Annotated in this window: 7 protein-coding genes; 3 read left to right on the top strand and 4 right to left on the bottom strand. The window is 70.3% G+C overall.

The genetic code is table 11. The features are described 5' to 3' along the window. The 3 genes from AC3XYG_RS14530 to AC3XYG_RS14520 form a co-directional block, all read right to left on the bottom strand. The coding region (locus AC3XYG_RS14530) for a class I SAM-dependent methyltransferase (RefSeq protein WP_489140552.1) at positions 1–1,235 on the bottom strand (1,235 nt) is incomplete at its 3' end. Positions 1,236–1,408: 173 nt separating this feature from the next. Beyond that, entirely contained in the window at positions 1,409–2,836 is a 1,428-nt protein-coding gene (locus tag AC3XYG_RS14525; RefSeq protein WP_489140553.1) for a UdgX family uracil-DNA binding protein, read from the bottom strand. Then, positions 2,836–4,053: a putative DNA modification/repair radical SAM protein gene (locus tag AC3XYG_RS14520; RefSeq protein WP_489140551.1), complete on the bottom strand. Its 1,218-nt coding sequence runs from the start codon at positions 4,051–4,053 to the stop codon at positions 2,836–2,838. The genes AC3XYG_RS14525 and AC3XYG_RS14520 overlap by 1 nt, the downstream gene beginning before the upstream one ends. Before the next feature lie 104 nt (positions 4,054–4,157). Here AC3XYG_RS14520 and AC3XYG_RS14515 point away from each other — a divergent pair, with 104 nt between their 5' ends. Next, positions 4,158–4,442, top strand: coding sequence for a GNAT family N-acetyltransferase (locus tag AC3XYG_RS14515; RefSeq protein WP_489140550.1), 285 nt, complete (start codon positions 4,158–4,160; stop codon positions 4,440–4,442). Positions 4,443–4,495: 53 nt separating this feature from the next. After that, positions 4,496–5,914 (top strand): amidase, encoded by a 1,419-nt coding sequence (locus AC3XYG_RS14510; protein WP_489140549.1) that lies wholly within the window; start codon positions 4,496–4,498, stop codon positions 5,912–5,914. Here AC3XYG_RS14510 and AC3XYG_RS14505 read toward each other — a convergent pair. After that, a complete protein-coding gene (locus AC3XYG_RS14505) occupies positions 5,911–6,327 on the bottom strand; it encodes a MerR family transcriptional regulator (RefSeq protein WP_489140548.1) in 417 nt (138 codons plus the stop codon). The genes AC3XYG_RS14510 and AC3XYG_RS14505 overlap by 4 nt on opposite strands. Positions 6,328–6,415: 88 nt before the next feature. Between AC3XYG_RS14505 and AC3XYG_RS14500 the strand changes: the two genes are divergently transcribed. Continuing rightward, complete coding sequence (locus AC3XYG_RS14500; protein ID WP_489140547.1) at positions 6,416–7,225, top strand: oxidoreductase; 810 nt, start codon at positions 6,416–6,418, stop codon at positions 7,223–7,225. The last annotated feature ends 33 nt before the right edge of the window (positions 7,226–7,258 follow it).

The raw sequence follows: 7,258 nt of genomic DNA, 5'->3' as shown, positions 1-7,258 counted from the left end.
TACGCCCGGGCCCGGTTCGGCTCGGGCACAGCGGCGTCGCCGGCCAGCATCGCCCGCTCGCTCTCGAACATGTAGTCGCGGGTCAGCGGCACGGCGCCCAGGCGCTTGCTGAACTGCAGCTGGAACACCACGGTGGTGCGGTAGCGGAAGCCGACCTCGCACAGCGCCAGATAGAACTCCCACATCCGGCAGAAGCGCTCGTCGTAGAGCTTCGCCGCATCGTCCCAGCGGGCCATGAAGCGCTCGCGCCAATGGCGCAGCGTCTCGGCGTAGTGAACGCGCAGCACCTCGACATCGGTGACGATCAGGCCGCTGCGCTCCGCCACCGCCGTCATCTCCGACAGGGCCGGCAGGTCGGCGCCCGGGACGATGTATTTGCGGATGAAGGGGTTGATCGGCCCCGGCGCATCGAAATAGCCGATGGAGTGGATCAAGGCGACGCCGTCATCGTCCAGCAGATCGTGCAGCTTGGCGAAGAACTCGGCATAGCCGCTCTTGCCGACATGCTCGAACATGCCGACCGAGACGATGCGGTCGTAGCGCCCGGGCTCCTGCCGATAGTCGCGCAGATGGAACTGCGCCCGGTCGGCCAGGCCGGCCGCCGCGGCCCGGGCCACGCTCATCTTGTGCTGCTCGGTGCTCAGGGTCACGCCGGTGACGTCGGCCCCGGCCTCGCGTGCCAGGAACAGGCCCATGCCGCCCCAGCCTGACCCGATATCGAGCGTCTTCAGCCCCGGCCGGTCGAACAGCAGCTTGGCCGCGATGTGCCGCTTCTTGTTCAGCTGCGCCGTCTCCAGGCTGTCGTCCGGATGGGCGAAATAAGCGCAGGAATACTGGCGGTCGGAATCGAGGAACAGGTCGTACAGCTCGGCCGAAAGATCGTAGTGATGGGCGACGTTGGCTTGAGCCTTGCCGACCGGGTTGGTCTGCTTCAGCCGGCGGCCCAGCCGTTCGACCAGCGCCAGCCAGGAATGGTGGTCGACCTTGAAGTTCTGCGCCACCAGCGCGAGGAAGTCGTAGAGCGTCCCCTCCTCGATCGTCAGCTGGCCGTCCATATAGGCCTCGCCCAGCGACAGGCCGGGATTGATCGCCAGGGTATAGGCTAGGCGCCGTGACTTCAGGCGGATCACCGCGCGCGGCGGCGTGTCGTCGCCGACTTTGTGGCTTTTGCCGGCGGCGTCGATCACCCGCAGGCTGCCGGTCCGGACGATCGATTTCAGAAGTGCGATGAACATCCTGCGCCAATCTCTCGCTTCACCGTCGCCGTCTCGGCTTCACCGGGCATGGCTGATGACCCGAAAGCCGGAGGCGACCCCCTGTCCAGGACCAAAGTTGGATCACGCCTCGGCCGGTTTGTGTACCCTTTTGTCGAGACGTCCCGGTCCAGCGCGACGGCGGGGCAGGCGGGTCAGCCGCGCCGGATCTCCGGCACCAGCGTCGCAGCGAGGCGAAGCTCGGTCACGAAGCGGCCATATTCCGACGCCTGCGCCTGCGAATCGGGCAGCCGCAGCAGGTAGGATGGATGGATCGTCACCAGCCCGGGCAGATCGTCGCGGAACTGCATCGGCGCGCCGCGCAACGCTGCCAGCGGCCCGGCATGGCCGCACAGGGCGCGAACGGCGGTGGCGCCCAGCGCCACGGTCAGGCGCGGCCGGACCAGCGCCAGCTCGCGGTCCATCCACCAGCGGCAGGCCTCGACCTCGCCACTGTTCGGGCGCTGGTGGATGCGGCGCTTGCCGCGCACCTGGTATTTGAAGTGCTTCACCGCGTTGGTGACATAGATGCGGGCGCGGTCGATGCCGGCCTCGGCCAGCGCCCGGTCGAACATCTGGCCGGCGGGGCCGATGAAGGCGCGGCCGGCCAGATCCTCCTGGTCGCCCGGCTGTTCGCCGACGAAGACGACCGGCGCGTCCGCCGGCCCTTCGCCCGGCACCGGCTGGGTGGCCGGGCCATGCAGCGGGCAGCGCCGGCAGGACGCGATCTCCGACACCAGCCCGGCTAGCGTGCCGGCGGGGCCGGGGCGGTGCAGGTCCGGTGCCGGGATCGCCTTGCGCGGCGGTTCGGCGATTGCCGCGACCATGCCGCGGGTGCGGGAAGGGGCATCGCCCAGCAGGCCGGGGATCAGCGCGGCCTCCGGCAGGTTGCGCCAGTATTTCTTCGGCATCTCCGCCCGCATCGCGGTCGGGTTGGCCCGCGCCGGGTTGAACGCCGCGGCGTAATAGCGGCGCCAGGTCTCCTCCAGCACATCGCCGTCGGGCGCGTCGCGGCGCTCCATGCCAGGGCCGATGGCCAGCGACCGGCCATCCCAGTGCAACGCCGAATCCGGCGTCAGGATCGCCCAGCGCATTGCCGCGAACCGGCCGATGAAGAACGGCGCGACGCGGCGCAGGATGTGATGGTCCGGCTCGAACCACGCGACGAAGCGTTCTGCCCCGTCCGGCTCCTCGATCTGCCGGAAGCGCAGGAAGGCGGTCATCTTGTGCGCGTCGCGATGGACGGCACTGGCCATCCGCTGCAGCCGGTGGACGAGCGGGTCGCTGGCGATGTGCAGCAGGTCACGCTCGCCATGCACCAGGCGCCACAGCGCGGTGTAGAGCAGGGCGAAGCGCTCGGGGTCGCGGTGGCAGATCGCCGTCTCCGCCAGATCGTGGAATCGGCCCGGCACGGCTGGCGCGGGGGCCGTGCCGGCCGCGGGCGCTGGATCGCCGAATGGCAGGTCCTCCTCGCCCTCTCGCCACGACACCTGGTTCGGCGGCACATCCGCGGCGATCAGCCCGCGCGCGGCCTGGCGGAACTGATCGAGATCGTCGGGCCGGTCGATCCGGACGGCGCGCATCACTCGAACAGCGACAGCTGTTTCGGCGGCGGCGCCAGCCGGTCGCGCAGATCGGCCCGGTCCAGCAGCCGCGTCGGCCGATGGTCGATGGCGACGATGAAGGGCAGGGCCCGGCGCAGCGCGCCGGTCAGCCGCGTCAGATCCGCCAGCCGCAGGCTGTGGAAGCGACGCGTCTCGATGATCCGGTCGACGGCCCGGGCGCCCAGGCCGGGGATGCGCAGCAGCAGGCCGCGCTCCGCCCGGTTGACGTCGACCGGGAAGCTTTCGCGGTGGCGCAGGGCCCAGGCCAGCTTCGGATCGATCGCCAAGTCCAGCATGCCGCCGGGAACCCCGGCCAGGATCTCGCCGGCGGCGAAGCCGTAGAAGCGGATCAGCCAGTCGGCCTGGTACAGCCGGTGCTCGCGCTGCAGCGGCGGGGCCTTGGCCGGCAGGGCTTGGCTGGCCTGCGGGATCGGGCTGAAGGCGGAGTAGTAGACCCGCTTCAGCCGATAGCCGGCATAGAGGCCGGACACGGTGTCGAGGATGGCGGCGTCGTCGGCCTCGTCGGCCCCGACGATCAGCTGGGTGCTCTGCCCGGCCGGGGAGAAGCGCGGCGCCTTCGGTTCGGCCTTGGCCTCGTCGATCCCCAGTCGCAGCCGGCCCATCGCGCCCCGGATGGTGTGGCCGCGTTTCTCCGGTGCCAGTTTGGTCAGCCCGGCCTCGGTCGGCAGCTCGATGTTGATCGACAGCCGGTCGGCATGGCGGCCGGCGGCGGCCAGCAGCTGCGGGCTCGCCTCCGGGATCGTCTTCAGATGGATGTAGCCGCGGAAGCCGTGGTCCTGCCGCAGCCGCCGGGCCACCTCCACCATCTGCTCCATGGTGTTGTCGGCCGAGCGGATGATGCCGGAAGACAGGAACAGCCCCTCGATGTAGTTGCGCCGGTAGAAGTCCAGCGTCAGCTGGACCACCTCGTCGATGGCGAAGCGGGCGCGGCGGACATTGCTGGACCGGCGGTTGATGCAATAGGCGCAGTCGTACTGGCAGAAATTGGTCAGCAGGATCTTCAGCAGCGACACGCAGCGCCCATCCGGCGTGTAGGAGTGGCAGATGCCGGCGCCGGTGGTGGAGCCCAGGCCCTTGCCGTCCCGCGAATCGCGCTTCACGCCGCCGGACGAGGCGCAGGAGGCGTCGTATTTCGCCGCATCCGCCAGGATGTCGAGCTTTTCCAGGATCGTCATTGCATGCACCATGTTGCTAATTTGTTCTGATCCGGACGAGAGTCAACAGGGCTGTGAAGGATCTGCCTCGCGCCGTAGGCTGGTGTTGAACGACGGAGGAAGAGATGGCCGAGGTGACCGACAACCCGGCGCTGAGCCGCTACGAGCTGGTGGTCGACGGCGCAACGGCGATCGCCGAATACCGCCGGTCCGGCGACGTGCTGGAGCTGACCCATACGGAGGTGCCTCAGGCGGTGTCCGGCCGCGGCATCGGCACCGCCCTGGTCCGCGGCATGCTGGACCGGATCCGCGCCGACGGGCTGACGGTGCGGCCGCTGTGCCCGTTCGTGGCCGCCGTCATCGAGCGTCATCCCGAATACGGGGATCTGGTTGCCGCCGATCGCGGTTGACGCCGCCGCGAGTGCCCTCGCACATTCGCCTGACATGACGGGAAGAGGCTGACATGGCGGATCTGTGCGATTTCGAAGCGATGGAGCTGCGGCGCCTGGTCGGGGCGGGGGAGGTCTCGCCGGTCGCGCTGGTCGAAAGCTGCATCGCCCGGATCGAGGCCGAGAACCCGACGGTCAACGCCATCACCGCCACCGCCTATGACCGCGCCCGGGCCGAGGCGCTGGACGCCGAGGCGGCGGTGCGGCGCGGCGACGCCCTCGGGCCGCTGCATGGGCTGCCGATCGGGGTGAAGGATCTCAGCGAGACCGAAGGGCTGCTGACCGCCTATGGCTCGCCGCTGTTCGCCGACAACATCCCGGCGGCGGATGAGCGAGTGGTGGCGGTGCTGCGCCAGGCCGGCGCCATCGTGCTGGCCAAGACCAACACGCCGGAATTCGGCGCCGGTGCCAACACCCGCAACGACGTCTTCGGCCCGACCCGCAACCCGTTCGACCTCGACCTGACCTGCGCCGGCTCCTCCGGCGGCTCGGCGGTGGCGCTGGCCTGCGGCATGGTCCCACTCGCCACCGGCTCCGACCTCGCCGGCAGCCTGCGCACCCCGGCCTCCTATTGCGGCATCGTCGGCTTCCGCCCGACGCCGGGGCTGATCCCGACCGAAACGCGCGGCCATGGCTGGTCACCGCTGTCGGTCGACGGGCCGATGGCACGGACGGTGGCCGATGCGGCGCTGATGCTGTCCGTCATGGTCGGCGACGACCCGCGCGACCCGCTGTCGCTCGGGGTCGACGGCGCGCCGTTCCGGTCGTTGGAATCGCCCGAGCTCTCCGGTCTCAGCGCCGCGTTCTCCGAGGATCTCGGCTTCGCCCCGGTCGACAGCCGGGTCCGCACCGCCTTCCGCGCGGCGCGGGCGGCGCTGGAACCGGCCTTTGGCCGCAGTGCGGACTTCACCGTCGACATGTCCGGTGTGGACCGGGCCTTCGCCACGCTGCGGGCGGTCGGCTTCGTCGCCTCGCATCGCGAGAAGGTCGCGGCGACGCCGGACAAGGTCGGCCCCAACGTGTCAGCCAATGTCGCGGCCGGGCTGATCCTCGGCCTCGCCGACGTGGCCGAGGCGCTGACGGTGCAGACCCGGGTGGTGCGCGACGCCGACGCCTTCCTGGCCGGGGTCGACGTGGTGATCTGCCCGGTGGCCGGGCACCCGCCCTTCCCGTGGAAAGACTGGTATCCCGCCACGATCGACGGCGCCGAACTGTCCAGCTACTTCCACTGGCTGGCACTGGCCTATGGCCCGACCCTGGCCGGGCTGCCCTCGGTGGCGCTGCCCTTCGGCCGCGATGCCGCCGGCCTGCCCTTCGGGCTGCAGATCATCGGCCGCCGCCGCGGCGACCGCGCCGTGCTGGCCGCCGCCCGGGCGATCGAGACCTGGGCCGGCCGCAACGGCTTCGGCCGGGCGGTGCCGGCCCGAATCTAGCCGCAGGTCGCGGTCGACCCCCGAACCGGGTCGGTGAAATCCGGCTCCGGCCCCTGTTCGCCGCCCTCCAGCCAGGCGATCTTGGCGTGGAGGTAGCCGGTCATCGCCGCCAGCTCGGCCGCCTTCTGGTCCAGCCGGTCGAGCTGTGTGGCCAGGATCTCGATGCTGCGCTCCCGTGTGATGCCGGCGTCGCGGAACTCCTCGCCGAACGCGGCGATCTCCTTCAGCGACAGGCCGAGCGACTGGGCCAGGCGGATGACCCGCGCCGTGCGCACATGCTCCGCGGTGAAGACCTGGTAGGGGTTGCGGCCGCCCTTGCCGTTGGTCTCGGGCGTCAGCAGCCCACGGCGGATCCAGAACCGCACGGTGTCCGTGGTCAGCCCCGTCGCCTGCGCGAATTCCGAAATCAGCATGTTTGTCCCTTGACCATGGACCAAGCTCCACTCTTATAGAGGAGGCTCCTTCGGCTGTGGAGCATGTGTTTTGGACAGGACGGCATTGGTGACGGGGGCTTCGGCCGGAATCGGCGAGGCCACCGTGAAGCGGCTGCTGGCGGACGGTTACACCGTCTATGCCGCGGCGCGGCGGATCGACCGCATGGCGTCGTTGGCCACCGCCGGCGCGAGGCTGGTGGCGCTCGACCTGACCGACGATGCCTCGCTGGTCGCGGCGGTGGAGACGATCCGGGGCGAGACCAGCCGCATCGACGTGCTGGTCAACAATGCCGGCTATGGCAGCTATGGCGCGCTGGAGGATGTGCCGGTCGACGAAGGCCGCCGCCAGTTCGAGGTCAACCTGTTCGGCGCGGCCCGGCTGTGCCAGCTGGTGCTGCCGATGATGCGGGCGCAGAAGGGCGGCAAGATCGTCAATGTCAGCTCGATCGGCGGCAAGGGCGGCGAACCGTTCGGCGCCTGGTACCACGCCACCAAATTCGCGCTGGAGGGGTTGAGCGACAGCCTGCGGATGGAGCTGATCCCCTTCGGTATCGACGTCATCGTGATCGAGCCGGGCGCGATCCGGACCGAATGGGGCGGCATCGCGCATGAGAGCATGCTGCGCATGTCCGGTGACACGGCCTATGGCCCCTATGCCCGTCGCCACGCCGCGATGTTCGAGCAGGTGGCGGCCTCGCGCATGCCGTCCCCGCCCGAGGTGGTGGCCGAGACCATCGGCCGCGCGGTGGCGGCCCGGCGGCCGCGCACGCGCTACCCGACCGGGGGCGGTGCGAAGGTGATCCTGTTCATCCAGCGCTTCCTGACCGACCGGATGGCCGACCGGCTGATGTGGCGCATGTCGCAGCGGGCGCGGTGACCGGACGCCGCTGTCGCCACTGACGGTGTCCCT

This window comes from Inquilinus sp. (assembly GCF_057815775.1).
This window is presented reverse-complemented; position numbering and strand designations above follow the sequence as displayed.